General features: G+C 71.5%; 26 protein-coding genes. 21 read left to right on the forward strand and 5 right to left on the reverse strand.

The features are described 5' to 3' along the window. The first annotated feature begins 11 nt into the window (after nucleotides 1–11). A complete protein-coding gene (locus tag ACSDG8_RS22790; protein WP_439427230.1) occupies nucleotides 12–854 on the forward strand; it encodes an SDR family NAD(P)-dependent oxidoreductase in 843 nt (280 codons plus the stop codon). On the opposite strand, the gene ACSDG8_RS22795 is transcribed toward ACSDG8_RS22790, so the two are convergent. Next, nucleotides 851–2,317 carry an SDR family oxidoreductase gene (locus ACSDG8_RS22795; protein ID WP_210893806.1) on the reverse strand — a complete coding sequence of 489 codons (1,467 nt, stop codon included), beginning with the start codon at nucleotides 2,315–2,317 and terminating at the stop codon, nucleotides 851–853. The two genes, ACSDG8_RS22790 and ACSDG8_RS22795, sit on opposite strands and share 4 nt — an antisense overlap. A gap of 35 nt (nucleotides 2,318–2,352) precedes the next feature. Between ACSDG8_RS22795 and glyA the strand changes: the two genes are divergently transcribed. The 14 genes from glyA (at nucleotide 2,353) to ACSDG8_RS22865 (ending at nucleotide 14,832) form a co-directional block, all read left to right on the forward strand. Then, nucleotides 2,353–3,639: a serine hydroxymethyltransferase gene (gene glyA / locus ACSDG8_RS22800; protein ID WP_210893808.1), complete on the forward strand. Its 1,287-nt coding sequence runs from the start codon at nucleotides 2,353–2,355 to the stop codon at nucleotides 3,637–3,639. Beyond that, nucleotides 3,636–4,073 (forward strand): hypothetical protein, encoded by a 438-nt coding sequence (locus tag ACSDG8_RS22805; protein ID WP_210893810.1) that lies wholly within the window; start codon nucleotides 3,636–3,638, stop codon nucleotides 4,071–4,073. The genes glyA and ACSDG8_RS22805 overlap by 4 nt, the downstream gene beginning before the upstream one ends. A gap of 158 nt (nucleotides 4,074–4,231) precedes the next feature. Then, the gene (locus tag ACSDG8_RS22810; RefSeq protein WP_210893812.1) at nucleotides 4,232–4,453 is read left to right on the forward strand and encodes a hypothetical protein; all 222 of its coding nucleotides are present in this window, start codon (nucleotides 4,232–4,234) and stop codon (nucleotides 4,451–4,453) included. A 42-nt stretch (nucleotides 4,454–4,495) separates the two neighbouring features. Beyond that, a complete protein-coding gene (gene atpB, locus ACSDG8_RS22815; RefSeq protein WP_073828662.1) occupies nucleotides 4,496–5,275 on the forward strand; it encodes a F0F1 ATP synthase subunit A in 780 nt (259 codons plus the stop codon). Nucleotides 5,276–5,368: 93 nt separating this feature from the next. Then, nucleotides 5,369–5,593 (forward strand): ATP synthase F0 subunit C, encoded by a 225-nt coding sequence (gene atpE / locus ACSDG8_RS22820; RefSeq protein ID WP_018789141.1) that lies wholly within the window; start codon nucleotides 5,369–5,371, stop codon nucleotides 5,591–5,593. 29 nt (nucleotides 5,594–5,622) lie between these two features. Further along, nucleotides 5,623–6,150 carry a F0F1 ATP synthase subunit B gene (locus ACSDG8_RS22825; RefSeq protein WP_210893816.1) on the forward strand — a complete coding sequence of 176 codons (528 nt, stop codon included), beginning with the start codon at nucleotides 5,623–5,625 and terminating at the stop codon, nucleotides 6,148–6,150. Continuing rightward, nucleotides 6,150–6,971, forward strand: a complete 822-nt coding sequence (locus tag ACSDG8_RS22830; protein ID WP_439427231.1) for a F0F1 ATP synthase subunit delta — start codon at nucleotides 6,150–6,152, stop codon at nucleotides 6,969–6,971. Before ACSDG8_RS22825 ends, ACSDG8_RS22830 begins: the two co-directional genes overlap by 1 nt. 85 nt (nucleotides 6,972–7,056) lie before the next feature. Further along, complete coding sequence (gene atpA / locus ACSDG8_RS22835) at nucleotides 7,057–8,706, forward strand: F0F1 ATP synthase subunit alpha (RefSeq protein ID WP_210893820.1); 1,650 nt, start codon at nucleotides 7,057–7,059, stop codon at nucleotides 8,704–8,706. A gap of 4 nt (nucleotides 8,707–8,710) precedes the next feature. Beyond that, entirely contained in the window at nucleotides 8,711–9,640 is a 930-nt protein-coding gene (locus ACSDG8_RS22840) for a F0F1 ATP synthase subunit gamma (RefSeq protein WP_210893822.1), read from the forward strand. Beyond that, complete coding sequence (atpD, locus tag ACSDG8_RS22845) at nucleotides 9,640–11,085, forward strand: F0F1 ATP synthase subunit beta (RefSeq protein ID WP_439427232.1); 1,446 nt, start codon at nucleotides 9,640–9,642, stop codon at nucleotides 11,083–11,085. Before ACSDG8_RS22840 ends, atpD begins: the two co-directional genes overlap by 1 nt. 222 nt (nucleotides 11,086–11,307) lie before the next feature. Next, nucleotides 11,308–12,447, forward strand: coding sequence for an LCP family protein (locus ACSDG8_RS22850; RefSeq protein WP_439428071.1), 1,140 nt, complete (start codon nucleotides 11,308–11,310; stop codon nucleotides 12,445–12,447). 110 nt (nucleotides 12,448–12,557) lie between these two features. Continuing rightward, on the forward strand, nucleotides 12,558–12,836 hold the full coding sequence (locus ACSDG8_RS22855; protein WP_210893826.1) for a F0F1 ATP synthase subunit epsilon: 279 nt from the start codon (nucleotides 12,558–12,560) through the stop codon (nucleotides 12,834–12,836). A 12-nt stretch (nucleotides 12,837–12,848) separates the two neighbouring features. Further along, the gene (locus ACSDG8_RS22860) at nucleotides 12,849–13,304 is read left to right on the forward strand and encodes a DUF2550 domain-containing protein (protein WP_210893828.1); all 456 of its coding nucleotides are present in this window, start codon (nucleotides 12,849–12,851) and stop codon (nucleotides 13,302–13,304) included. Nucleotides 13,305–14,253: 949 nt separating this feature from the next. Further along, on the forward strand, nucleotides 14,254–14,832 hold the full coding sequence (locus tag ACSDG8_RS22865; RefSeq protein ID WP_210896892.1) for a hypothetical protein: 579 nt from the start codon (nucleotides 14,254–14,256) through the stop codon (nucleotides 14,830–14,832). Between the two features lie 137 nt (nucleotides 14,833–14,969). Here the strand turns inward: ACSDG8_RS22865 and ACSDG8_RS22870 are convergent, their stop codons facing one another. Beyond that, on the reverse strand, nucleotides 14,970–15,542 hold the full coding sequence (locus ACSDG8_RS22870) for a cob(I)yrinic acid a,c-diamide adenosyltransferase (protein WP_013475364.1): 573 nt from the start codon (nucleotides 15,540–15,542) through the stop codon (nucleotides 14,970–14,972). Here ACSDG8_RS22870 and murA point away from each other — a divergent pair. Both murA and ACSDG8_RS22880 read left to right on the forward strand, forming a co-directional pair. Further along, entirely contained in the window at nucleotides 15,541–16,962 is a 1,422-nt protein-coding gene (murA, locus tag ACSDG8_RS22875) for a UDP-N-acetylglucosamine 1-carboxyvinyltransferase (protein ID WP_210893832.1), read from the forward strand. The genes ACSDG8_RS22870 and murA overlap by 2 nt on opposite strands. Nucleotides 16,963–17,031: 69 nt before the next feature. Further along, on the forward strand, nucleotides 17,032–17,880 hold the full coding sequence (locus tag ACSDG8_RS22880; protein ID WP_013475365.1) for a 3-hydroxyacyl-CoA dehydrogenase family protein: 849 nt from the start codon (nucleotides 17,032–17,034) through the stop codon (nucleotides 17,878–17,880). Nucleotides 17,881–17,937: 57 nt separating this feature from the next. On the opposite strand, the gene ACSDG8_RS22885 is transcribed toward ACSDG8_RS22880, so the two are convergent. The 3 genes from ACSDG8_RS22885 to ACSDG8_RS22895 form a co-directional block, all read right to left on the reverse strand. Continuing rightward, complete coding sequence (locus tag ACSDG8_RS22885; protein WP_210893834.1) at nucleotides 17,938–18,747, reverse strand: alpha/beta hydrolase; 810 nt, start codon at nucleotides 18,745–18,747, stop codon at nucleotides 17,938–17,940. Nucleotides 18,748–18,833: 86 nt separating this feature from the next. Further along, nucleotides 18,834–19,679 carry an ABC transporter permease gene (locus ACSDG8_RS22890; RefSeq protein WP_210893836.1) on the reverse strand — a complete coding sequence of 282 codons (846 nt, stop codon included), beginning with the start codon at nucleotides 19,677–19,679 and terminating at the stop codon, nucleotides 18,834–18,836. Then, nucleotides 19,676–20,524: an ABC transporter ATP-binding protein gene (locus ACSDG8_RS22895; RefSeq protein WP_210893838.1), complete on the reverse strand. Its 849-nt coding sequence runs from the start codon at nucleotides 20,522–20,524 to the stop codon at nucleotides 19,676–19,678. The genes ACSDG8_RS22890 and ACSDG8_RS22895 overlap by 4 nt, the downstream gene beginning before the upstream one ends. Nucleotides 20,525–20,610: 86 nt before the next feature. On the opposite strand from ACSDG8_RS22895, the gene ACSDG8_RS22900 reads away from it, so the two are divergent. The 4 genes from ACSDG8_RS22900 (at nucleotide 20,611) to ACSDG8_RS22915 (ending at nucleotide 26,067) form a co-directional block, all read left to right on the forward strand. Then, nucleotides 20,611–21,135 (forward strand): PadR family transcriptional regulator, encoded by a 525-nt coding sequence (locus tag ACSDG8_RS22900; protein WP_210893840.1) that lies wholly within the window; start codon nucleotides 20,611–20,613, stop codon nucleotides 21,133–21,135. Beyond that, complete coding sequence (locus ACSDG8_RS22905; protein WP_210893842.1) at nucleotides 21,132–21,812, forward strand: ABC transporter ATP-binding protein; 681 nt, start codon at nucleotides 21,132–21,134, stop codon at nucleotides 21,810–21,812. Before ACSDG8_RS22900 ends, ACSDG8_RS22905 begins: the two co-directional genes overlap by 4 nt. Further along, nucleotides 21,809–23,962, forward strand: a complete 2,154-nt coding sequence (locus tag ACSDG8_RS22910; protein ID WP_210893845.1) for an FtsX-like permease family protein — start codon at nucleotides 21,809–21,811, stop codon at nucleotides 23,960–23,962. The genes ACSDG8_RS22905 and ACSDG8_RS22910 overlap by 4 nt, the downstream gene beginning before the upstream one ends. A gap of 101 nt (nucleotides 23,963–24,063) precedes the next feature. Next, complete coding sequence (locus ACSDG8_RS22915; RefSeq protein ID WP_210893847.1) at nucleotides 24,064–26,067, forward strand: protein meaA; 2,004 nt, start codon at nucleotides 24,064–24,066, stop codon at nucleotides 26,065–26,067. Nucleotides 26,068–26,170 lie beyond the last annotated feature (103 nt).

Here is a 26,170-nt window from a genome sequence, read left to right on the forward strand (position 1 = left end):
GCGTCGGCATGGTGAGTCGCCCGACTCACCACCCGGCCCCGGGTGTCGTCCCGCACGTACCGGAGGATCCGATGTCCCGCTTCGCCAACCAGACCGTTCTCGTGACCGGCGGCACCGGCGGGCAGGGGGCCAGCCACGTACGCGCCCTGCACGCCGAAGGCGCCAATGTCGTCATCGCTGCCACCGACGCCGAGCGTGGCGCCGGCCTCGCCACCGAGCTGGGAGACCGGGCACGGGTCGTCCGCCTGGACGTCTCCCGGGAGGAGTCCTGGGCCGCCGCTGTCGCCGAGACCGAGAAGACATTCGGCGGGCTCACGATCCTGGTCAACAACGCCGGGGTGCAGAACCCGCCGGCCCTCGTCGAGTCCACCGACCCGGCCACCTGGGCTCGCATCCTCGATGTCAACCTCACCGGCACCTTCCTCGGCATCAGGGCAGCCGCCCCGGCGCTGCGGCGCGCCGGGGGAGGAGCGATCGTCAACATCGGCTCCACCATGGGCATGGGCGGTACCGCCTTCTACGCGCCCTACGTCGCCAGCAAGTGGGCGGTTCGAGGACTCACCCGGACCGCCGCGCTTGAACTGGGCCGCGACAACATCCGCGTCAACGCGATCCACCCCGGCGTGATCGCCACTCCGTTCATCACCGAGCCGGCGGCCGGCAGCGACGCCCCGATCGCCGACTTCTACTCGCCCGAGCCGTTCGCCGTCCCGCGACTCGGGCAGCCCGCCGACGTCACCGCGCTGCTGGTGTTCCTCACGTCGCCACAGGCGGCCTTCATCACCGGCGCCGAGTACGTCATCGACGGGGGACTGCTCCTCGGCCCCGCACTCCAGAGCGGCTCGTCGTCCTAACCGGCCGGGTGTTCGGCGCCCTTGGCGATGTTGCGGGCCATGCCGCCGAAGACGACGGCGTGGAACGGGGCCACCGAGGCCCAGTAGAGATGGCCGGGCAGTCCGCGCGGAAGGAACACGGCGCGCTGGACGTAGCGGCTGCGCCCGTCCCCGTCCGGCTCGGCGCGCATCTCCAGCCAGGCCCGCCCGGGCAGCCGCATCTCGGCGCGCAACCGCAGCAGCTCACCCGGGACGATCTCCTCGACCCGCCAGAAGTCCAGCGCCTCGCCGACCTGGAGCCGGTGCGGGTCCCGCCGTCCCCGGCGTAGCCCGACGCCGCCGATCAGGCGGTCCATCCAGCCGCGCACTGACCAGGCCAGCGGGAACGAGTACCAGCCGTTCTCGCCGCCGACGCCCTCGATGACCCGCCACAACGCCGCCGGTGGCGCGTCCACCGCCCGCTCCCGCAGGTCGGTGTACGCGGTGCCGCCGGACCAGCGCGGGTCCGACGGCAGCGGCTCGGCGGGCGCGTCCGGGCCGCTCGCGTTCGACCAGCGCGTCTCCACCTGCGCGTCGCGTACCTTCGTCAGCGCCAGCGCGACCGCCTGGTCGAAGCCGGTCAGCCCCTCGGGCGGGTCCGGCACGTACGCCGCGATGTCGTGCTCGTGCGCCACCGCCTCGTGCACCAGGCTCTCCACCAGCGGCCGGGCGATAGCGTTCGGCACCGGGGTGATCAGGCCGACCCAGTGCGAGGAGAGCGACGGGGTGAGCGGGCGCACCGGCAGGATGACCCGGGGCCGCAGCCCGGCCACCCGGGCGTAGCGCTGCATCATGTCGGTGAACGTCAGCACGTCCGGGCCGCCGATGTCGAAGGCCCGGTTCACCTCCGGCGGCAGGTGCGCGCACCCGACCAGGTAGCGCAGCACGTCCCGGACCGCGATCGGCTGGATCCGGTTGCGTACCCAGCGCGGGGTGACCATCGCCGGCAGCCGCTCGGTCAGGTACCGCAGCATCTCGAACGATGCCGAGCCGGATCCGATGATCACGGCGGCGCGCAGCACCGCCGTCGGCACGCCGCTGTCCAGCAGGATCCGCGCGACCTCCGCCCGGGAGCGCAGGTGCGCCGAGGGCAGGCCGTCGCGCTCCGCCGGCTCCGGCCCGCCGAGATACACGATCCGGCGTACGCCCGCGGCGCGCGCCGCCTCGGCGAAGTTGGTCGCCGCCTCCCGGTCGGCGGCCTCGAAGCCGCGCTGGCCGAGCGAGTGGACCAGGTAGTACGCGACCTCCACGCCCTCGAACGCGGACGGCAGCGTCTCCGGGCGGCGCAGGTCGCCCTCGACGATCTCCGCGTCGGCCGCCCAGGGCACGTCCCGCAGCCGTCCGGCCGTGCGGGCCAGGCAGCGTACGGTGTGCCCCTCGGCCAGCAGCCGGGGCGCGAGGCGCCCGCCGATGTAGCCGGTCGCGCCGGTGACGAGGCATCTCACGGCCTCCAGTCTGCGGCTCCGTAGACTCCTTCGCTGTGGAGAACGCGAGGGACACCTTCTGGGGGCCGGACTTCCAGCAGCTCAGTACCGTCGATCCGGAGATCGCCGAGGTGGTGCTGGGGGAGCTGGACCGGCTGCGCGGCGGTCTGCAACTGATCGCCAGCGAGAACCTCACCTCGCCCGCGGTGCTGGCCGCGCTCGGCTCCACGCTCACCAACAAGTACGCCGAGGGCTACCCGGGCCGGCGCTACTACGGCGGCTGCGCCGAGGTGGACCGCGCCGAGGAGCTGGGCATCGCCCGGGCCAAGGACCTGTTCGGCGCCGAGCACGCCAACCTCCAGCCGCACTCCGGCGCGAGCGCCAACCTGGCCGCGTACGCCGCCCTGGCGCAGCCGGGAGACACGGTGCTGGCCATGGACCTGCCGCACGGCGGGCACCTGACCCACGGCAGCCGGGTGAACTTCTCCGGCAAGTGGTTCCACCCGGTCGGCTACACCGTCCGGCCGGACACCGAGACGATCGACTACGACGAGGTGCGCGACCTGGCCCGGGCGCACCGGCCGAAGCTGATCATCTGTGGCGCGACCGCGTACCCCCGGCTCATCGACTTCGCCCGGTTCCGCGAGATCGCCGACGAGGTCGGCGCGTACCTGATGGTGGACGCCGCCCACTTCGTCGGCCTGGTGGCCGGCGGCGCGATCCCGTCCCCGGTGCCGCACGCCGACGTGGTCACCGCGACCACGCACAAGGTGCTGCGCGGCCCGCGCGGCGGCATGATCCTCTGCCGGGAGTCGCTGGCCGCGCGGATCGACAAGGCGGTCTTCCCGTTCACCCAGGGCGGCCCGCTGATGCACGCGGTCGCGGCGAAGGCGGTCGCGCTGCGCGAGGCCGCGCAGCCGGAGTTCCGCACGTACGCCGCGCAGGTGGTGACGAACGCGCGGGCGCTCGCCGACGGCCTGGCCGCGGAGGGCCTGCGACCGGTCTCCGGCGGCACCGACACCCACCTGGCGCTGCTCGACCTGCGCGAGACGGGCGTGACCGGCGCCGAGGCCGAGGCCCGCTGCGAGGCCGCCGGCATCGCGCTCAACAAGAACGCCATCCCGTACGACCCGCAGCCGCCGCTCGTCGCCTCCGGCATCCGGGTGGGTACGCCGAGCGTGACCACCCAGGGCATGCGCGAGGGGGAGATGGGCCGGATCGCCGGGCTGATCGCACGCGCGGTACGCACCGATCCCGGCGCCCCCGGTGGCGCCGACGCGCTGGCCGGGGTGGCCCGCGAGGTCACCGAGCTGGTCGCCGCCTTCCCGGCGTACCCCCGATGACGGCGCCACGGGCGGGTGAACCCGGCGCGATCCGGTCCCGGCTGAACCACCTGCGGCTACCGTTGCTGGCGTGCGCGGCCCTCGCGGTGGTGGGGGTGCCGGCGGCGGCGCTGCTGCGCGGCGCGACCGGGGCGGCCGGCTTCGCGGCCGGGGTGGCGCTGGTGATCGTCAGCTACCTGATCTCCAGCCTCTCGGTGGCCTGGGCGGACGCCATCCACCCTCGGATGATCATGTCGGTCGGCCTGGTCACCTACGCCACCAAGATCGTGATCCTGGGCGTGGTGATGGCCGCCGTGGCGGCCACCGGCTGGCCCGGTCTGCCGGACATGGGCGTGGCGATCATCGCGGCCGTGGTGGTGTGGACCGGTGCCCACCTGACCTGGGCGATGAGGTCCCCGCTGCCCACATTCGAGCGTCGCGACGACAGCGAGTGACTTTGCTGAATCGTGTCCGGTACGGCGGGTGCCCGGACGGGCGCGACAGGAGTAACGTGACGCGAGGTTGACGCGCCCGCAGCAGGCCCGCACGCTGTCCGCAGTGTGGGGGGTGCCGCACATCCCCGCGCGCCCCTGCTGATATTGTTCGCCACGTCATGGCCGATGACCCCCACTCCCGCAAGTCCGACGAGCACTCGTCGGAGGGTGTGGCAGGCGCCGTCGTGGGTTACCTGCTCGCGGGCATTCTGATGTGGGGTGGCCTCGGCTGGTTGGCGGAACGGTTCTTCGGTCTGCCAGCCGGCATCGGGGTCGCCGTCGGCATGATGCTCGGCGCGGCCGGGGCGATCTACCTGATCATGAAGAGGCTCAGTGCCTGAGTTCCGGCACACGCGGGTCTGTTGAGTGCGGAGGATGACACGGTGAGCGGACAGCTGGTCGTCGCCCAGGACCTTCCCTGGCCCCCCAGCGTCGGGGATTTCTACCCGCCGGACGTGGCCGGCCCCTGGGTCACCAAGTTCAGCATCATGATCTGGATCGCCGTCGCGCTGCTGATCATCTTCTTCGTGGCCGCGTACCGGAAGCCGAAGCTGGTGCCCGGCAAGGGCCAGTGGGCCGCCGAGGCCGTCTACGGGCTCGTCCGGGACAACATCGCCCGTGAGCAGATGGGCAACGCGGGCATCCGCTTCGCGCCCTACCTCACCGTGCTGTTCAGCTTCATCCTGCTGACCAACATCTTCAGCATCGTGCCCGGCCTGCAGATCTCGCCGAACTCGCACATCGCGTTCCCGATCGTGCTCGCCGCCATCTCGTACGTCATGTACAACTACGTCGGCATCCGCAAGCACGGCCTCGGCAAGTACCTCAAGCAGAGCCTCATCCTGCCCGGCGTGCCGTGGCCGATGCACTTCCTGCTGATTCCGATCGAGTTCCTGCAGAACTTCGTCGTCCGCCCGGTCACCCTGGCACTGCGGCTCTTCGCCAACATGTTCGCCGGCCACCTGCTCCTGCTGGTCTTCACCGTCGGCGGCTTCGTGATGCTCGGGTCGAGCAGCGTCTTCGTCCAGGCGACCTCGGTCTTCTCCTTCGCGATGGCGATCGTGATGGCCTTCTTCGAGGCGCTGGTGGCGGTGCTGCAGGCATACGTCTTCGTCACGCTGAGCGCCAACTACATCGGCACGTCGCTGGCCGACGAGCACTGAGATCCGGCTCGGCGGGCACCCGGCCCGGCCAAGCATCTGGTACCGACCGCGTACACGTGAGCCCTCACGTGTGAACTAGGAGGAATACCCGCAATGAACGTTCTTGCCGAGATCGGTGGCAACGTCAACACCATCGGCTACGGCCTCGCCGCCATCGGCCCCGGTATCGGTGTGGCCCTGGTCTTCGCGGCCTACATCCAGTCGAGCGCCCGCCAGCCCGAGTCCGCCGGCTACAACCGCACCTGGCTGGTGCTGGGCTTCGCCCTGGTCGAGGCGCTGGCGCTGTTCGGCCTGGTGCTCGCCTTCGCCGTTAGCTGACGCGAGCTCCCCCGATCCGGAGGTCTGACATGTATCTCGCCGCCGAAGGCGCGCACAATCCGATCTTGCCGATCTGGCAGGAGATGGTCGTCGGAACGATCTCCTTCGCCCTGCTCGTCTTCGTCCTGCTGAAGTTCGTCATGCCCCGCATGGAGGCGATGTACCAGGCGCGGGTCGACGCGATCGAGGGTGGCATCAAGCGCGCCGAGGCGGCCCAGGCCGAGGCGAACCAGCTGCTCGAGCAGTACCGGGCCCAGCTCGCGGAGGCGCGTACCGACGCCGCCAGGATCCGCGACGACGCGCGGGCCGACGCCGACGGCATCCGCCAGGACATCCTCGCCAAGGCGCGGGAGGAGTCCGACCGGATCATCGCCGCCGGCAAGGAGCAGCTCGCCGCCGAGCGGGCCACCATCGTGCGCGAGCTGCGCACCGAGGTGGGCACCATCGCGGTGGACCTGGCCAGCAAGATCGTCGGTGAGTCGCTCGCCGACGAGGCGCGTCGCAAGGGCACCGTCGACCGGTTCCTGAGCGGTCTCGAGAGCACGGGGGCCCGCTGATGCAGGCCGCCAGCCGGGAGTCGTACCGGGCCGGGGCCGAGCGCCTCGACGCGTACGTCCGCGGCGCGGAGCCGTCGGCGGTGGCTGCCACCGCCGACGACATCCTCTCCGTCGCCGCCCTGCTGCGGCGCGAGCCGCGGCTGCGCCGGGCGCTCTCCGACCCGGCCCGGACCGGCTCCGACCGCTCCGGTCTGCTCGGCGACATGCTGCGCGGCCGGGTCGGCGCGGAAGCGCTCGACCTGCTCGCGTCGATGGTGTCCGGCCGCTGGTCGGCCCCGTCCGAGCTGCTCGACGGTGTCGAGCGCCTCGGCGTGGAGGCGCTGCTGGCCAGCGCCGACCTGTCCGGCGACCTGGGTGAGGTCGAGGACGAGCTGTTCCGCTTCGGGCAGGTCGTCTCCGGTTCCGCCGAGCTGTCCAACACGCTCTCCGACCCGATGGCGTCGGTCGAGCGGCGGGCCGAACTGGCCCGGCAGCTGCTCGCCGGCAAGGCCCAGCCGGTCACCGTCAGCCTCGTCGAGGCCGCGCTCGCGGGTTTCGGTGGACGCTCCTTCACCGGTGCGCTCACCCGGCTGGTCGAGCTCGCCGCCGACCGGCGGGACCGTCAGGTCGCGTACGTGACCGTGGCGGCCCCGCTGAACGAGGAGGAGGAGCGACGCCTCGGTGCCCGCCTCTCGGAGATGTACGGTCGGGAGGTCTCCGTCAAGCAGACGGTCGACCCCGACGTGCTCGGCGGGGCGCGCGTGCAGGTCGGCTCCGACCTGTACGACGGCACCGTCCTGCGTCGCCTCAACGAGACCCGCAACGCGCTCGCGAAGCGCTGACCAGCGTCTTAGCAGCCCTGATTCGATGCCATCGGACCGGTCGGTACTAGGTATCCCGGGCCCCTGATACTTAAGGAAGCAGAGGATGGCCGAGCTGACCATCTCGACGGAGGAGATCCGCGGCGCCCTGGAGCGCTACGTCTCCTCCTACACGGCCGACGTCTCCCGCGAGGAGGTCGGCACCGTCGCCGACGCCGGCGACGGCATCGCACACGTCGAGGGCCTCCCCTCGACCATGACCAACGAGCTCCTGGAGTTCGAGGACGGCACGCTCGGCGTGGCGCTGAACCTCGACGTCCGGGAGATCGGTGTCGTCGTCCTCGGTGACTTCGGCGGGATCGAAGAGGGCCAGCGCGTCAAGCGCACCGGCCGGGTGCTCTCCGTGCCGATCGGTGACGCGTTCCTCGGCCGCGTGGTCAACGCGCTCGGCGAGCCCATCGACGGCCTCGGCGACATCGCCAACGAGGGCTACCGGGAGCTCGAGCTCCAGGCCCCGAACGTGATGTCCCGCAAGTCGGTCGACGAGCCGCTGCAGACCGGCATCAAGGCCATCGACGCGATGACCCCGATCGGCCGCGGTCAGCGTCAGCTGATCATCGGTGACCGGAAGACCGGCAAGACCACCGTCGCGCTGGACACGATCCTCAACCAGCGCGAGAACTGGCGCTCCGGCGACCCGAAGAAGCAGGTCCGCTGCATCTACGTCGCGATCGGCCAGAAGGCCTCCACCATCGCCTCCATCAAGGGGACGCTGGAGGAGGCGGGCGCGATGGAGTACACCACCATCGTCGCCTCCCCGGCCTCCGACCCTGCCGGCTTCAAGTACCTCGCCCCGTACACCGGCTCGTCCATCGGGCAGCACTGGATGTACGGCGGCAAGCACGTCCTGATCGTCTTCGACGACCTGAGCAAGCAGGCCGAGGCGTACCGCGCCGTGTCGCTGCTGCTGCGCCGCCCGCCGGGCCGTGAGGCCTACCCGGGTGACGTCTTCTACCTGCACTCGCGTCTGCTGGAGCGCTGCGCCAAGCTCTCCGACGAGCTGGGTGGCGGCTCGATGACCGGCCTGCCGATCATCGAGACCAAGGCGAACGACATCTCGGCGTTCATCCCGACCAACGTCATCTCCATCACCGACGGCCAGATCTTCCTCGAGACCGACCTGTTCAACCAGGGCGTCCGGCCGGCCATCAACGTCGGCACCTCGGTCTCCCGGGTCGGTGGCGCCGCGCAGGTGAAGCCGATGAAGAAGGTCGCCGGCTCGCTGCGGCTGAACCTGGCCCAGTACCGCGAGCTGGAGGCGTTCGCCGCCTTCGCGTCCGACCTGGACCGGGCCTCCCGCGCCCAGCTGGACCGCGGTTCCCGCCTGGTCGAGCTGCTCAAGCAGCCGAACTACTCGCCGTACCCGGTGCAGGAGCAGGTCGTCTCCGTCTGGGCCGGCACCGAGGGCAAGCTGGACGACGTCCCGGTCGGCGAGGTGCGCCGCTTCGAGTCGGAGTTCCTGCAGTACCTGCGGCACAAGCACGAGGGCGTCCTGGCCTCGATCGCCGACCACAAGTGGGACGACGACATCATCGCCTCGCTCGACTCGGCGATCACCGAGTTCAAGCAGGTCTTCCTGGGCAAGGAGGACGAGGTCCGGATCAACGAGGCGCCGGCCAAGCCGCTGGAGGGTGAGCAGTCCCGCGAGACGGTGACCCGCCTGCGCGACGGCGTCGACCGCCCGGCCGAGAGCTGATCCGATGGCCGCCCAGGTACGCGTTCTCCGGCAGCGGATCCGTTCCGCCAAGGGGATGAAGAAGATCACCAAGGCGATGGAGCTCGTCGCGACGAGCCGCATCGCCAAGGCCCAGGCCAAGGTGGCGGCCTCGCTGCCGTACGCCGAGGCGATCACCGGCGTGCTGACGGCGCTGGCCTCGAACGCGCGGATCGACCACCCGCTGCTCACCCCGCGCGAGCAGGTGCGGCGGGCGGGCGTCCTGCTGGTGACGGCCGACCGGGGTCTGGCCGGTGGCTACAGCTCGAACGCGATCCGGACCGCCGAGTCGCTGATCGCCCGGCTGCGCGCCGACGGCAAGGAGCCGGTGCTCTACGTCATCGGCCGCAAGGGCGTGGCGTACTACCGGTTCCGCAGCCGGCAGATCGCCGGAAGCTGGACCGGCTTCTCGGAGCAGCCGACGTTCGCCGACGCCCGTGAGGTCGGTGACACGCTGATCAAGGCGTTCACCGCTGGCGCGGACGACGTGGACGGGGACGCCGGCGCCGACGGGATCCTCGGCGTGGACGAGCTGCACATCGTCTACACCGAGTTCAAGTCCCTGATGACGCAGAACCCGGTGACCCGCATCATCGGTCCGATGCAGGTCGAGGACCGGCCGCGGACCGAGGGCGCGCTGCCCGCGTACGAGTTCGAGCCGGAGCCGGAGTCGCTGCTCGACGCCCTGCTGCCGAAGTACATCAACACGCGGATCTTCGCGGCGTTGCTGGAGTCGGCGGCAAGCGAGTCGGCCGCCCGCCGGCGGGCGATGAAGAGCGCCACCGACAACGCCGAAGAGATGATCGAGAAGTACACGCGCGAGATGAACTCGGCCCGTCAGGCCGGGATCACCCAGGAGATCAGTGAGATCGTCGGCGGCGCGAACGCGCTGGCCGCGTCGGGAAGTGAAGTGTGATGACTGTATCCGCAGTTGAGACCAAGACGGCCACGGGTCGCGTGGTCCGGGTCATCGGCCCGGTCGTCGACGCCGAGTTCCCGCGCGACGCCATGCCGGAGCTGTTCAACGCTCTGCACGTCGACGTGACCCTCTCGGGCGGTGAGAAGACGCTGACCCTGGAGGTCGCCCAGCACCTGGGTGACAACCTGGTCCGCGCCATCTCGATGCAGCCGACCGACGGTCTGGTCCGCGGCACCGACGTACGTGACACCGGGGCGCCGATCAGCGTGCCGGTGGGTGACGCGGTCAAGGGCCACGTCTTCAACGCGATCGGCGAGTGCCTCAACCTCACCGAGGGCGAGACGATCCAGGCCGACGACCGGTGGGGCATCCACCGCAAGGCCCCGGCCTTCGCGGACCTGGAGCCGAAGACCGAGATGCTGGAGACCGGCATCAAGGTCATCGACCTGCTCGCCCCGTACGTCAAGGGCGGCAAGATCGGCCTGTTCGGCGGTGCCGGCGTCGGCAAGACGGTGCTCATCCAGGAGATGATCACCCGAGTGGCCCGGAACTTCGGTGGTACCTCGGTCTTCGCCGGCGTGGGTGAGCGCACCCGCGAGGGCAACGACCTCATCGCTGAGATGACCGAGTCGGGCGTCATCGACAAGACCGCGCTCGTCTACGGCCAGATGGACGAGCCGCCGGGCACCCGTCTGCGGGTCGCGCTCTCCGCGCTCACCATGGCGGAGTACTTCCGTGACGTGAAGAAGCAGGAGGTGCTGCTCTTCATCGACAACATCTTCCGCTTCACCCAGGCCGGTTCCGAGGTCTCCACGCTGCTCGGCCGCATGCCGAGCGCCGTGGGTTACCAGCCGACCCTGGCCGACGAGATGGGCCAGCTCCAGGAGCGGATCACCTCCGTCCGGGGCCAGGCCATCACCTCGATGCAGGCGATCTACGTGCCCGCCGACGACTACACCGACCCGGCGCCGGCCACCACGTTCGCCCACCTCGACGCGACCACCAACCTGGAGCGGTCGATCTCCGACAAGGGCATCTACCCGGCCGTGGACCCGCTGGCGTCCTCGTCCCGGATCCTTGCCCCGGAGTTCGTCGGCGAGGAGCACTTCGCCGTCGCCACCGAGGTGAAGCGGATCCTGCAGCGCTACAAGGACCTGCAGGACATCATCGCCATCCTCGGTATCGAGGAGCTCTCCGAGGAGGACAAGCTCACCGTCGGCCGCGCCCGCCGGATCGAGCGGTTCCTCTCGCAGAACACGTACGCGGCGGAGCAGTTCACCGGCGTGCCCGGCTCGACGGTCCCGATCGCCGAGACCATCGACGCCTTCCGCCGGATCAGCGAGGGGGAGTTCGACCACTTCCCGGAGCAGGCGTTCTTCATGTGCGGCGGCCTGGAAGACCTCAAGGCCAAGGCCAAGGAGCTGATGGGCGAGGAGGGCTGAGAGCCCGCTCACACCCACGAGGGCCGTCCCGGCGAAAGCCGGGGCGGCCCTCGCCGTTTTCGGACCACTGCACTACCAGATGCCCGGTTCTCCGGCAAGCGGTTCGCCGGATCGCGCGGTACCGTTCCTGACACGACTTCACATCCCGGCCGTTGATCTCTGCAACCAAACGGACCCCCGCGCCCGTCTTCCTACCCGTGGGCGCGACGATTGGAGACGCTCGTGGGCGGTAAGGGCGGCACTGACCGCGGCAAGCGGTCCCGATGGCGCGGCGTGCCCAGGTGGGCCCGCGTCTGCACGATCCTGGGCATCGTCATGCTGGTGCTCAGCGGCTCCGTGCTGGTCGGCTCCCGCGCCCTGGTCGCCCGCTACGAGGGATCGGTCGGCAAGGCTGACCTCTTCGGCGACCAGGCCGCCGGCGCCAACGAGAAGAAGAGCGACATCAAGGGCCCGCTCAACATCCTGCTCGTCGGCGTCGACCCGCGTACGTCGACCGCCCGGCCGCTCGCCGACTCGATCATGGTGCTGCACGTCCCCGCCACCATGGACCGCGGTTACCTCTTCTCGCTCCCGCGCGACCTGCGGGTGGACATCCCGGCGTTCCCGAAGGCCGACTACTCCGGCGGCAACGACCGGCTCAACGCCGCCATGTCGCACGGCAGCAACGTGCCGGGGCAGAACCCGAGCACCGCGCAGGGCTTCGAACTGCTCGCCAAGACCGTCCAGGACGTCACCGGCATCAAGCGCTTCGACGCCGGCGCGATCATCAACTTCAGCGGCTTCAAGAAGATCGTCGACGCCATGGGCGGCGTCGACATGTACATCGAGCGGGAGGTGCGCTCCGAACACCTCCAGCCCGACGGCACGCCCCGCCGGCTCCGGCCCGGTGGCGGCGGCTACCTCGGGCCGCAGGCGGTGTACAAGAAGGGCAACGCCCACCTCGAAGGCTGGCAGGCGCTGGACTACGTCCGGCAGCGCTACCCGAAGAACGGCGTGCCCGACGGCGACTACGGCCGGCAGCGGCACCAGCAGCAGTTCGTCAAGGCCATGGCGAGCCAGGCGTTCAGCGCCGACGTGGTCACCAACCCGGTCAAGCTCGACCGGGTGCTGCGGGCGGCCGGCAAGTCGCTGGTCTTCAACGGGCGCGGCAACAGCGTGGTGGACTTCGGGCTGGCGCTCAAGGACATCCGCCCCAACGCGATCGAGACGATCAAGCTGCCGGGTGGGTCGATCGGCACCGGCAGCGCGTACCGGGGTGAGGAACTGCTCGAACCGGCGGAGGACTTCTTCACCGCCCTGCGTACCGAACAGCTCGACGCTTTCCTCCTGGAGCACCCCGACTTCATTCAGAAGACCAAGTAGCCTGAGCGGGTGCGGGGCCGGGGGTGGTCCGGCTCTCACCACCCGCGTTGGGTGGGCCGCGGGGGCGCGACTAGACTTTCGGCAATCCGCCGCCGCAGCAAGGAGACAGCGTGGCAAAGCAGCTTCACGTCGAGCTCGTAGCCGTCGAGGAGAAGGTCTGGACCGGCGAGGCCGAAATGGTCGTCGCGCGGACGACCGAGGGTGAGCTCGGTGTGCTGCCGGGACACGCACCCCTGCTCGGCCAGCTCGCGGAGCCCAGCCAGGTACGCATCAAGCAGGCCGGTGGCCAGCAGGTCGTCTACGACGTACCCGGCGGCTTCCTGTCGGTGACCGGCGAGGGCGTCACGGTGCTCGCCGAGAGCGCGACCCCCGCCACCCCGGCCCGCTGAGCCGACCCGCCGATGGAGATCGTCGAAGGGTTCGGAATCGGCGTAGCGGTAATCGTCGTCGGCATTCTGATCCTCTTCATCCGGCGGGCACTGTTCACCCGTAGCGGTGGCACCATCCGGCTGAGCGTCCGCGTCTCCACGATCCTTGACGGTCGTGGCTGGTCGCCCGGGTTCGGTCGCTTCGTCGGCGACGAGCTCCGCTGGTACCGCATGTTCAGCTTCGCGCTGCGCCCCAAGCGGGTGCTCTCCCGCGAAGGGCTGGCGGTCGAGCGACGCCGGCTGCCCGAGGGCCAGGAGCGCATGTCGATGCCCGCCGAGTGGGTGATCCTGCGCTGTACCAGCCACCACGCGCCGGTCGAGATCGCCATGGCGCGTTCCACGGTCACCGGATTTCTGTCCTGGCTCGAGGCCGCCCCACCCGGGGCGGCCTCGCCGCGTCTGGCCTCCCAGGACTGGCCCGCCGCCTGACCCCGCCTCACCTCCCCGGTCGAGGGATGGTGCCAGGCGCCGTCGCTTGACGCCGATCTTGGAGTTGTGGCGCCACGAGATGCCGGGTTCGCGACGTTTCGCGAGGCACCACAACTTCAAGATCCCCGAGGCTCTCCCCGTGGCGCCCGCGATCTTGCACTTAGGTACCCCGCAAACCTCGCGAATGGGACCTCCGCAGGGCTCGAACTGCAAGATCGCGCCTGCTGCCCTCGCGGGGCCGCGCCCGGGCGAGCCAGCTCTGCCTGGGTCGCGTCGATCATGAACTTAGCGGCGCTTGGTGTCCGGTTTGCCGCCGCTAACCTCATGATCGACGCCGCAGCGGGTGCCCGGGAAGGGCTTCTTCGGGGGTGATCAAGGAGTTTGTGTCCTCGTCGGGGCCGGAAATCACCCCAAACTCCTTGATCACCGGGGCGCCGAGCGAGGTGCCCGGCTGGACTGGGTTAGGGCTCCGGTGCGATGGGGCTTTTGTGGGTGCGGTGTCCGGTTCGGGGGTGGTGGGCGGCACTCTGAGGGTGGAATCGGTGGCGGGTCGGTGGCGTTGTAACCAGGTGACCGACCGAGCAAGGCCGCACCCCCGCCGAGCAAGGCCGCGCCCCTGAGCGGAGCGGCGTCGGCTGTGGGAAACAGTCCGGGGCCAGCGCTCGTTGAGTTCGGTTCCGACGGCGTGAGCCGCAGGGAATCATCCCGCCCGGCCGGTCGTTGAGCATGGTTCCGACGACGTGAACCCCCGCGCCGCTCCCCGATGGCGTGAGGCGCCCGGGAATGATGCCGGGTGGCGGGTCGTTGGACATGCTTCCGGCACCCGCGTAGAGGCCCCCGCCCCGCGAGCAGCCGAACCCCCAAGACTTCTTGAGCGCCTGACGGTGCTCGCACCCGCACCGAAACCCCCTGTCGGTGTGGGCGTCGATCCCCCGAATGGAGCCCCCCAATGAACACGATCCTGCGGAAGAGCATCCTGGGTATTGCTGGTCTGGCCTTCACCGGTGGCGTGTTCGCCGGCCCGGTCGCCGCCCACGCCGCGGACACCACCGCCGGCGCCAAGCCGGTCACCGCGACGGTGCAGCAGGGCGACAAGCTGATCCCGCACGGCGTGCAGGGCAAGCAGTCGCGTATCGACCTCAACGACGAGCAGACCGCCAACGTGAAGGCGATCATCGCGGCGACGAAGAAGGCCGGCATGGACGAACGCGCCGCCGTCGTCTCGATCGCCACCGCGTTGCAGGAGTCGAAGCTGGAGAACCTCGGTCACCTGGGTGACCGCAACGACCACGACTCCCAGGGCCTGTTCCAGCAGCGCCCGTCCAGCGGTTGGGGCACGGTGGAGCAGATCACCGACCCCGAGTACTCCACGACCGCGTTCCTGAAGGGTCTGAAGCAGGTCGACGGCTGGCAGGACATGCCGCTGACCAAGGCCGCCCAGACCGTCCAGGTCTCCGCCTACCCCGACCACTACGCCCAGTGGGAGCAGCAGGCCGCCGACCTCGTCGCCGAACACTGGAACAAGTAAGACACAGCGAAAGGCCGGCACCCCGAACCAACGGGGTGCCGGCCTTTCACGTACCTGCGAGTTCACCGAGAAGCCGGCCCCGCGAAGGACTGGCCGCCGTCAGGCCGGGTACCCAGGCCTCCGCGTGATGCGGACGATCAGCGCTTCCCGCCCGGAACCCATAGCACGTCGCCGTCCGGATTTGCCGTTCTTGACAGGATAAAGAGCAAATCGGAGAGCCGGTTGAGATACTTTGCCGGGAGGGGACTGGTCCGATCGGGGTCGTGTGCGACCAGCGCCCATGCCGCACGCTCGGCGCGCCGGGCGGTCGTCCGTGCCACGTGCAGCAGTGCCGCGCCCGCGGTGCCGCCGGGGAGGATGAAGGAGTCGAGCTTGCTCAGGCGCGCGTTGTACTCGTCGCACCAGCCCTCGAGGCGCTCGACGTACTCCTCGGTCACCCGCAGCGGCGGGTACTTCGGGTCCGGCTCCACCGGCGTCGCCAGGTCCGCCCCGACGTCGAACATGTCGTTCTGCACGGATTCCAGCACGGCTCGCAGCTCGTCGGAGAGCTGCCCCAGGGCGAGCGCGACGCCGATCGAGGCGTTGCACTCGTCGACGTCCGCGTACGCGGCGATGCGCGGATCGGTCTTCGGCACCTGCTCGTTGTTGCTCAGCCTGGTCATGCCGGCGTCGCCGGCCTTGGTGTAGATGCGCGTGAGGTGGACGGCCATGACGCACAGCCTACGGATACCGGAACTGACGATCCCGGCCCGGCCGAGTCCGGTGGGGCCGGGGGACGCGGGAGATCCGGCCCTCAACGACGTCGACGTCATCCGGGTACGCGGTGACGCCCGGCTCGCCGGCACCGTGCACGTGGTGGGTGCGAAGAACTCCGCGTTGAAGCTGATGGCCGCCGCGTTGCTCGCGCCGGGCCGCAGCCTGATCACCAACGTGCCCCGGATCACCGACATCGCGATCATGGGCGAGGTGCTGCGGCGGCTCGGCTGCGGCGTACGCTTCGGGCCGGACGACCCGGTCGACCCGATGGTGGCCCACGGCGGTGTGGAGCGGTCCCGCTCGGTGCTCATCGACGTGCCGGAACGGCCGGGCGCGGAGGCCGACTACGACCTGGTGCGGCGGCTGCGCGCGTCGATCTGCGTGCTCGGCCCGCTGCTGGCCCGCCGGGGGTACGTCCGGGTGGCCCACCCGGGCGGTGACGCGATCGGCTCGCGCGGCCTGGACATGCACATCGCCGGGCTGGCCCGGATGGGCGCGGAGATCTCCGGTGAGCACGGCTTCGTCATCGCCGAGGCCCCGGACGGGCTGCATGGCGCCGACATCGTGCTGGACTTCCCGAGCGTGGGCGCGACCGAGAACCTGGTCATGGCGGCGGTGCTGGCCCGGGGCGCCACGACGATCGACAACGCGGCCCGGGAGCCGGAGATCGTCGACATCTGCACGATGCTGAACAACATGGGCGCCCGGATCGAAGGGGCCGGCACGTCGACGCTGCACATCGTCGGCGTACCCGAGTTGCGGCCGGTCCGGCACGCCACGGTGGGGGACCGGATCGTGGCCGGGACGTGGGCGTTCGCCGCCGCGATGACCCGCGGCGACGTGACGGTGACCGGCCTGGACCCGGCGTACCTGGAGGTCGCGCTGGACAAGCTGATCGCGGCCGGCGGCCTGGTCGAGACCCGGGGCGACGCCTTCCGGGTACGGATGGACGACCGCCCCCGGGCGGTGGACGTGGTGACGCTGCCGTACCCGGGTTTCGCCACCGACCTGCTGCCGATGGCGATCGGGCTGGCGGCGGTGAGCGAGGGCGGTTCCCTGATCACCGAGAACATCTTCGACGGGCGGTTCATGTTCGCCAACGAGATGATGCGGCTGGGCGCGGAGATCCGTACCGACGGCCACCACGCGCTGGTGTGCGGCCGGGAGCGGCTGTCCGGCGCCCCGGTACGCGCGACCGACATCCGGGCCGGCGCCGGCCTGATCATCGCCGGGCTCTGCGCGGACGGGCTGACCGAGGTCTCGCACGTGCACCACGTCGACCGGGGCTACCCGGACTTCGTGGCGGACCTGCGGGCGCTCGGCGTCGAGGTGGAGCGCGGCACCGCGCCGGAGGAACCGGACCTGGCCATCTGACAGCGGGTGCTTATCCGTCGTTAAGTAGGGTTCTGGCAGACGTTGCAGAACACGGCGAGGGAGAAGCAGATGGCGGGTCGACTCGCGGTCGTCGGTGCCGGGCTGATGGGCTCGGGCATCGCACAGGTGGCGGCGCAGGCGGGCTGGCAGGTGACGCTGCGCGACATCGACGACGCGGCCACGAAGCGGGGCGTGGACGGCATCCGGAAGTCGCTGACGAAGTTCGCCGAGAAGGGCAAGATCGAGGCGTCCGACGTCGAGGCGACGCTGGGCCGGATCACGCCGACCACCGACCTGGAGGCGGCCGCCGACGCGGACATCGTGGTCGAGGCGGTCTTCGAGAAGATCGAGATCAAGCACGAGGTGTTCCGCGCGCTGGACAAGATCTGCAAGGCGGACGCGGTGCTGGCCACCAACACCTCGGCCATCCCGGTGACCCAGATCGCCACCGCCACCGAGCGCCCGGAGTCGGTCGTGGGCACCCACTTCTTCTCGCCGGTGCCGATGATGAAGCTCTGCGAGCTGGTACGCGGCTACAAGACCAGCGACGCGACGATGGACACGGTCAAGTCGTTCGCCGAGGAGATCGGCAAGACCGTGGTGGTGGTCAACCGGGACATCGCCGGTTTCGTCACCACCCGGCTGATCTGCGCGCTGGCGATGGAGGCGGTCAAGCTCGTCGAGTCCGGCGTGATCTCCGCCGAGGACCTGGACACCGCCTGCAAGCTGGGCTTCGGCCACGCCATGGGCCCGCTGGCCACGGTCGACCTGACCGGCGTGGACGTGCTGCTCAACGCCACCCGCAACATCTACACCGACACCGCCGACGAGAAGTTCTTCCCGCCGGAGCTGCTCCAGCGCATGGCCACCGCCGGCGACCTGGGCCGCAAGACCGGCCAGGGCTTCTACTCGTACTGACCGGCCTGTCCCGCCCCCGGCCCGCGCGGCCGGGGGCGGTTCACGTCCGGGCCCGGTTCACGTCCGGGGCGGGCTGAGCGCGGCGCCGATCAGCCCGAACGCGTCCGGGATCACCGTGCCCCAGTAGCCGAAGTTGTGCCGCCCGTCGGCCCAGGCGGCGCGGACCGGCTCCTCGGGCAGCGCCCGGGCCAGAGCCCGGACGTCCTTCAGGAAGTTGTCCTGCCGTCCGCACCAGAGCCCGACCGGGGTGCCGCGCAGCTTCGCCACGCCGGTGAAGACCGCGTCGCCGGGGCTCACCGCGGGGGAGAAGGCCGCCGCCATCCGCAGCCACCTCGGGTACGTCTCGGCCAGCAGCAACGCGCCGAAGCCGCCCATCGACCAGCCCCACACGGCCAGCCGGCTGCTGTCGAAGCCGCGCCGGGCGCACCAGGTGGGCACCTCCTCGCGCACCATCCGCTGCGGGTCGTCGTCGCCCGAGGCGCGCCAGGACAGCCGCCCGCCGGTGGCTCCGGCGAGCGCGAACGGCGGGGCGCCGCGGCGTACCGCGTCGGTGAGGAAGCGGGCCAGGCCGAACCGGCCGTAGTCGCGCGGGGTGGCCGACGCGCCGTGCAGCACCAGGCAGACGGGCAGGCCGCGGCCGTCGCCGTACCCGTCGGGCACCGCCGTCCAGAAGTCCACCTCGCGGCCGCGCGCGCCGGATGCGATGCGGATCAGCCGTTCGTCGCCGGCCGGGGCGTCCGGCAGGGCCGGCGCCGGTCCCGGGCGGGGGCCGGAGAGTTGCCGGGCGGCCAGGCCGCCGACCACCGCGACGCCGGCCACGCCGGCGGCGGCGCCGAGCAGGGTACGCCGGGACAGCGTGGGTGCCATGCCGGCGAGTGTGCCACCGCCAGGCGTGCGTTAAGAAGGGGCCCTTTCTCTACCGCAGGCGTTAAGAGGGGGCCCTTCCTTGCACATCAGCCGTCGCGCTTGGTGGTCCAGCGGAACGTGGTCAGGCAGAGCACCAGGCCGATGACGCACCATGCGCCCAGCACCAGCGCGACGGTGCCCAGCTCGAACGAGCCGCCCGGCTCCCGCGCGCCGAAGCTGTCCGGCAGGAAGACCGACCGCAGCCCCTGGCACATCCACTTGAGCGGGAAGATCGCCGCGACCTGCTGCATCCAGGTGGGCAGGCTGGTGAAGACGAAGAACACGCCGGAGATGAACTGGAGCACAAGCGCGACCGGGGTGACCACTGCCGAGCCGCTGCGGGCGGTACGGGCCAGCGACGAGATGGCGATGCCGCAGAGCGTGCAGGCGGTGACGCCGAGCACGGAGACCCAGGCGAACGTCAGCCACTTGGTGGTGGTCTGCGGCAGATCCAGGTCGAACATCGCCACCGAGACGGCGAGCAGCAGCACGGTCTCGGCGATGCCGATGACCACCACCATGATCACCTTGCCGGCGAACCAGACCCACTTCGGCATCGGCGTGCCGCGGTAGCGCTTGAGCACGCCCCGGTCCCGCTCGATCGGGATCCAGATGCCGAGGTTCTGGAAGCTGACCGTCATCAGGCCGGTCGCGATCATGCCGGTGATGAAGTACTGCGTGTAGCTGACCCCCGGCGCGATCTCGTCGCTGAAGATCGCCGCGAAGATCAGGATCATGATGATCGGGAAGCCCATCGTGAACACGACGGACTCCCGGCTGCGCAGGAACTGGGTGATCTCCAGCCGCCCCTGGCGCAGCGCCAGCGCGCCGGCGCCGGGCCGCCGGGCCGCGGCGGCGGTGACCGGGGCCGCGGGGTTCGTGGTGGTGGTCATGAGTGTCCGATCATCCGCAGGTAGACGTCTTCCAGGGTCGGCCGGGTCACGGTGAGGCCCGGCACCTCGCCGCCGAAGCGCGCGGCCAGGTCGGCCACCAGCGCCGTCGGCGTCGCGGTCTCCGCCGAGGCCGGCGTTCCGTCAGGGGTACGCCAGGAGACGGTCGCCAGCGACTCCTGCCGGTTGCCCAGCGCGTTCGGCGGCGCGACCTCGATCACCCGTCCGGCGGCGATGACGCCGACCCGGTCGGCGAGCGCCTCGGCCTCGTCCAGGTAGTGGGTGGTGAGCACGATCGTGGTGCCGGCGGCGGACAGGTCCCGGATCAGCTCCCAGAACTCGCGCCGGGCCTCCGGGTCGAAGCCGGTGGTCGGCTCGTCGAGGAAGAGCAGCTCGGGGCGGCCGATGATGCCGAGCGCCACGTCCAGGCGGCGCTTCTGCCCGCCGGAGAGCGTGTGCGTACGCGCCCTGGCCTTGGCGCCCAGCCCGACCCGCTCGACCACCTTGTCCGGGTCGTCGGCGCCCGGGTAGAAGCCGGAGAAGTGGCGGACCACCTCGATGACGCTGAGTTCGTCGAACTCGCCGGTGCCCTGGAGCACGATGCCGACGCGGGAGCGCCAGCCGGCGTCGGGGTGGGCGGGGTCGGCGCCGAGCACGCGTACCTCGCCGCCGTCGCGCTGCCGGTAGCCCTCCAGGATCTCGACAGTGGTGGTCTTGCCGGCGCCGTTCGGGCCGAGCAGGGCGAACACCTCGCCCCGGTGGACGTCCAGGTCCACCCCGGCCACGGCGACGTTGTCGCCGTACGCCTTGCGCAGCCCTCGCACGGAAATCGCGAGCTCGTTCTCCATGCCGTCAAGTGTGCGTCGTGCGGTCGCCCGTTCCGCTCCCGGGTCAGCTATATACGCGAGGTATACACTCGGTGTAGTCTCTGCTCATGACGGTGCCCCTGACCCTGCTCGGGCTGCTCGAACGAGAACCGAGCCACGGCTACGACCTCAAGCGCGACTACGACACCTTCTTCGGGCGCGGCAAGCCGCTGCCGTACGGGCAGGTCTACTCGACGCTGAGCCGGCTGGCCCGCGACGGCAAGGTGATGGTCGGCGACGTCGCCCCCGGCGCGGGGCCGGACCGCAAGCGCTACGTCATCACCGACCTGGGCGCCACCGAGGTGGAGCACTGGCTGACCGAGCCGGTCGAGCCGGAACCGCACCTGCAGACCCTGCTGTTCACCAAGGTCGTGCTCGCGCTGATGCTCGACCGCCCGGCCGAGGAGTACCTGGACACCCAGCGCGCCGCCCACCTGCGCCGGATGCGCGAACTCACCGAGATCAAACGCAACGGCGAACTCGTCGACGTGATGCTCGCCGACCACGGTCTCTACCACCTGGAGGCGGACCTGCGGTGGATCGAGACGACTGGCGCCCGACTGGACGCACTGAGAAAGGCGGTTCGGCAATGAGCCCGATGATCGAGGCGCGGGACGTCACGTACGCGTTCGGCGAGACACCCGCCCTGCGCGGCGCGAGCCTCGCGGTGGCGGCCGGTGAGGTCGTCGCCGTGATGGGGCCGAGCGGCTCCGGCAAGTCGACGCTGCTGCACTGCCTGGCCGGCATCCTGCGCCCCGACTCCGGGGAGGTCTGGTTCGACGGCGCCCGGATCGACACGCTCGGCGAGGCCGACCGGAGCACGTTGCGCCGGGACACCTTCGGCTTCGTCTTCCAGTTCGGCCAGCTCGTGCCGGAACTCACCGCGGCCGAGAACGTGGCGCTTCCGCTGCTGCTGCGCGGCGTCCGCCGCACCCCGGCGCTGCGCGCCGCGCGGGGCTGGTTCGAGCGGCTCGGCCTGGCCGGCCTGGAGCACCGCCGCTCCGGCGAGTTGTCCGGCGGGCAGGCCCAGCGGGTCGCGCTGGCCCGCGGCCTGGTCGCCGAGCCGCGGGTGCTGTTCGCCGACGAGCCCACCGGCGCGCTCGACTCGCTCACCGGTGAGGAGGTGATGACGCTGCTGACGGACGCCGCCCGCGAGCGCGGCACCACTGTCGTCCTGGTCACCCACGAGGCGCGCATCGCCGCGTACGCCGACCGGGAGGTCATGGTGCGCGACGGCCGGGTCAACGCGCCCGCCGGGGTCGTCTCATGATCGGGCTGGCGCTCCGGCTCGCCGTCGCCGGTGGTCGGGAGGCGCTGTTCCGGCTGGTCGCGATCGCCGCCGCCGTCGCTGTCGGCACCGGGCTGCTGCTCACCACGCTCGCCGGTGTGCACGCCGCCGACGCCCAGCTCACCCGGTACGCGTCGATGTACCCGCAGGAGACGGCCGACGCGTCTGTCGACCCGCTGCTCTGGTCCACCCGGACCGACTACTTCCGCGGCGATCAGATCATCCGCATCGACGTCGCCGCGACCGGTCCGGACGCGCCGACCCCGGTCGGCGTTCCCCGCGTACCGGGGCCGGGCGAGTTCTACGCCTCCCCGGCGCTGCGGAAGCTGCTGGCGACCGCCCCCGCCGACCAGCTCGCCGACCGCTACCCGGGCCGGGACCTCGGCGAGGTCGGGCCGGCGGCGCTCACCTCGCCGGACACGTTGCTCGTCCTGGTCGGCGGCACCCCGGAGCAGGTGGGCGGGCTGGACCAGGTCCGGAAGGTCACCCGGCTCGACGGCAACGGCGCCCCGCTGCCGGGGGCGGCTGTCGACCTCATCCTCGGCGTGGTCGCGGGCGGGCTGCTGTTCCCCGTACTCGTCTTCATCGGCACGGCGACCCGGCTCGGCGCCGCCCGCCGGGAGCAACGATTCGCGGCCATGCGGCTGGTCGGGGCCACGCCCCGGCAGATCTCGGCGGTCGCGGCCGTGGAGGCCGCGCTCGCGGCGGCGGCCGGCGCGGCGGTGGGCTTCGCGGTGTTCTTCGCGTTGCGCGGGCAGCTCGCCGGCATCCCGTTCACCGGCATGCCGTTCTTCCCGGAGGACATGGCCCTCGGCGCGCCGGAGGCCCTTGTGGTGGCGCTCGGCGTGCCGGCGGGCGCGGCGGCCGCGGCCTGGCTCGCGCTGCGCCGGGTCCGGATCTCCCCGCTCGGCGTCACCCGCCGGGTCACGCCCCGGCCGCCCCGGGCGTACCGGCTGATCCCGCTCGCGCTCGGCCTGGCCGGGCTCGGCTTCGCCCTGGTGTACCGGCCCCCCACCTCGGACGGTCAGACCGCGTTGTTCCTGCCCGCGCTGTTGCTGGTCATGGCCGGGCTGATCACGGGCGGGCCGTGGCTGACGATGGTCGGCGCCCGGGCGATGGCCGCTCGCGCCAGCCGGCCCGCCGCGCTGATCGCCGCGCGCCGGCTCGCCGACAACCCGGCCGCCGGGTTCCGCGCGGTGGGCGGGGTGATGCTCGCGCTGTTCGTCACGACGGTGGCGGTCGCCGTGATGGGGACGATCACGTACGAGCGCGGTCCCGCGCCCCGGGGTTCCCTGGAGGCCGGCCGGTTGTCGATGGTGCTGACCGACGACCCGCCGGTGCCCGGCACGCTGCTCGCCGACCTCGCGGCGATTCCCGGGGTACGCAACCCGGTGCTCGTCCGGGAGAACCCGGTACGCGACAACGGCCGCGACCCCGGCGTGATCGCCTGCGCGGACATCCCGCCCGCGTACGGGCGGTGCGCCGCCGGGGCGATCGTCGCCGAGGTGCCGCCGGACCTGATCCCCTGGCGGGAGTCCGCCTCGGCCGACCGGATCTGGCCTGCGTCCCCGGTGGACCCGGCCGCGCTGCCCGGGCTGCCCGCCGCTTCGGTGGCGGTCGAGGCGGCGGACCCGGCCGCTGTCGAGCGGGCCCGGACGGTCCTCGAAGCCACCTTCCCCACCTTCTACGTGGCGCCGAACGTGCCCGGCGACTTCGAGGCCGAATTCGCCGACACGATGCGGGGCTGGCAGCGGCTGGCCGACCTCGTCGTGGTGACCGGTCTCGTGCTCGCCGGGTGCAGCCTGGCCGTGGCGGTGGCGGCCGGCCTCAGCGAACGGAAGCGGCCGTTCAGCCTGCTCCGGCTCAGTGGCGCCCCGGTGCGGCTGCTGCGCCGGGTGGTGGCCCTGGAGAGCGCGGTGCCGCTGCTGACCGTCGCCGTGGTGGCGGTCGGGATGGGACTGGTCGCCGCGCAGCTGTTCCTGCGCGCGCAGATGGACTACGACCTGCGCGTGCCGGGATTCGGGTTCGTCGCCGTGGTGGTCCTCGGCGTGCTGGGCTGCCTCGCGGTCGTCGCCGCCACCCTGCCGCTGCTGGAACGGATCACCGGCCCGGAGACCGCCCGCAGCGAGTGACTCGTACGGTGGGCCGGCCGCGGGCCGGCCCACCGGCGTGGGCAGCCGGTTGTGTGGTTTTCCACACTCTCTTTTACTAAACGGTAACTTAAACTCCGGCCATGGACGACGCGATGCCGGGACGGCTGCCGGAGCGGGACCGCCCGTGGGTGATGCGCACGTACGCCGGGCACTCCTCCGCCGCGGCCACCAACGCGCTCTTCCGCCGCAACCTGGCAAAGGGGCAGACCGGCCTGTCGGTCGCCTTCGACCTGCCCACCCAGACCGGGTACGACCCGGACCACGAGCTGGCCTCCGGCGAGGTGGGCCGGGTCGGCGTGCCGGTGGCGCACCTGGGCGACATGCGGGCGCTGTTCGAGGGCATCCCGCTCGCCGAGATGAACACCTCGATGACCATCAACGCCCCCGCGATGTGGCTGCTCGGCCTCTACGGCACCGTCGCCGCCGAGCAGGGCGCCGAGCTGAGCCGCTGCGCCGGCACCACGCAGAACGACATCATCAAGGAGTACCTGTCCCGGGGGACGTACATCTTCCCGCCGGCGGCGTCGCTGCGGCTGACCGCCGACGTGATCGCGTACACGCTGCGCGAGATGCCCCGGTGGAACCCGGTGAACATCTGCTCGTACCACCTCCAGGAGGCCGGCGCCACGCCGGTGCAGGAGGTCGGCTTCGCGCTGGCCACCGCCGTCGCCGTGCTGGACACCGTGCGCGACTCCGGCCAGGTGCCGCCCGAGCGGATGGGCGACGTGGTCCAGCGGATCTCGTTCTTCGTCAACGCCGGGGTGCGCTTCGTCGAGGAGATCGCCAAGATGCGCGCGTTCGGCGCGCTCTGGGACGAGATCACCCGCGACCGCTACGGCGTGACGGAGGAGAAGCAGCGCCGGTTCCGCTACGGCGTCCAGGTCAACTCGCTGGGCCTGACCGAGGCGCAGCCGGAGAACAACATCCAGCGCATCGTGCTGGAGATGCTGGGCGTCACGCTGTCCCGCGACGCCCGCGCCCGCGCCGTGCAGCTGCCCGCCTGGAACGAGGCGCTGGGCCTGCCCCGCCCGTGGGACCAGCAGTGGTCGCTGCGCATGCAGCAGGTGCTGGCGTACGAGTCGGACCTGCTGGAGTACCCGGACCTGTTCGCCGGCTCGCACGTGATGACCGCGCTGGTCGACGACATCGTCTCCGGCGCCCGCGTCGAGCTGGAGAAGGTGCTGGAGATGGGCGGCGTGGTTACCGCCGTCGAGTCCGGCTACCTCAAGAGCGCGCTGGTGGCCTCGCTCGCCGACCGGCGCCGCCGGATGGAGTCCGGCTCGGACGTGGTGGTCGGCGTCAACCGGTTCACCGAGACCGAGCCGTCCCCGCTCACCGCCGCCGGCGCCGAGGCGATCGAGCAGGTGGACCCGGCCGTCGAGGAGGCGGCCACCGCGGGCGTACGCGAATGGCGCGCCGGCCGGGACGCGGCGGCGGTGGAGGAGGCGCTGGCGAAGCTGCGCGCGGACGCCGCCACCACCGCGAACCTGATGCCGGCGACGCTCGGATGCGTGCGGGCCGGGGTCACCACCGGCGAGTGGGCGGGCGCCCTGCGCCAGGTGTACGGCGAGTACCGCGCGCCCACCGGCCTGGCCGGGGCGGTCGGGACGGCCGGTGACGCCACCCTCGCCGGGGTCCGCGAGCGGGTCGTCGCGACCGCCCGGGAGCTGGGCAGCGGCCGGCTGCGGCTGCTGGTCGGCAAGCCCGGGCTGGACGGGCACTCCAACGGCGCGGAGCAGATCGCGGTACGCGCCCGTGACGCCGGTTTCGAGGTGGTCTACCAGGGCATCCGGCTGACCGCCGGGCAGATCGTGGCGGCCGCCGTGGAGGAGGACGTCGACCTGGTCGGGCTCTCCGTGCTCTCCGGTTCGCACCTGGCCGCCGTGCCGGCGGTGCTGGACGGGCTGCGCGCGGCCGGGCGGGGCGACCTGCCGGTGGTGGTGGGCGGGATCATCCCGCCCGCCGACGCCGAGACGCTGCGGGCGGCCGGGGTGGCGCGGGTGTTCACGCCGAAGGACTTCGCGCTCACCGGCATCATCGACGAGCTGGTGACGGTGATCCGCGAGGCCAACGCCCTGGGGTGAAAGGAAGGGCCCCTTCTTAACGCCTCCGGTAGAGGAGGGGCCCCTTCTTAACAACCGCGCGCGGACGCGGCGCCCCCGCAAGCGGGCACCGCGTCCGGGCGGA

The sequence above is a fragment of the Micromonospora sp. LA-10 genome (genome assembly GCF_051853095.1).
GTDB classification, from domain to species: domain Bacteria; phylum Actinomycetota; class Actinomycetes; order Mycobacteriales; family Micromonosporaceae; genus Micromonospora; species Micromonospora echinospora_A.